Origin of the sequence: Mesorhizobium sp. M0898, assembly GCF_040319695.1 — a bacterium.
Taxonomy (GTDB): Bacteria; Pseudomonadota; Alphaproteobacteria; order Rhizobiales; family Rhizobiaceae; genus Mesorhizobium.
The window spans coordinates 1-645 of sequence record NZ_JAMYOE010000155.1 but is presented as its reverse complement, the minus strand read 5'-3'; the positions used below and the strand labels follow the sequence as shown (position 1 = coordinate 645).

1 pseudogene is annotated in these 645 nt (G+C 60.2%); it reads left to right on the top strand.

The features are described from left to right. A pseudogene (locus NKH90_RS34685) lies at positions 1 to 645 on the top strand (calcium-binding protein); the annotation flags it as partial.

Here is a 645-nt window from a genome sequence, read left to right as displayed (position 1 = left end):
CAATCTGATCGGTAACGAGTTCAGCCAGACTATCCAGGGCAATGCCGGCGACAACATCATTAAAGGCGGCGGTGGCGCCGATACGATGGTCGGCTATGGCGGCAACGATATCTACCACGTCGACAATGCTGGCGACAGGGTAGTTGAGGGGGCGGTCCCCGGCACGGACAGAGTCTTTGCCTCGGTGAGCTATGCCCTGTCGGCTGGCTCGCAGATTGAGGCTCTGGCCACCAACAACCCAGCCGCTACGACGACCATCAGCCTTACAGGCAACGAATTCGGCCAGACAATCAGGGGCAACGCCGGCGCCAACATCATTAATGGCGGCGGCGGCGCCGACAAGATGGTCGGCTATGGCGGCAATGACACCTACTATGTCGACAACGCCGGCGACAAAGTCTACGAGGCAGTGGGCGGCGGCAGCGACAAAGTGCTCGCCTCGGTGAGCCATGCCCTTTTGGCCGGCTCGCAGATCGAGCTCCTCGCCACCACCAATCCGTCCAGTACGTCTGCAATCAACCTGACCGGCAACGCCTTTGCCCAAACCATCCAAGGCAATTCCGGCGCCAATGTCATCAGTGGTGGCGGCGGTGCTGACATCTTGACCGGTAACGGAGGCAATGATGCATTCGTGTTCAACAGCGC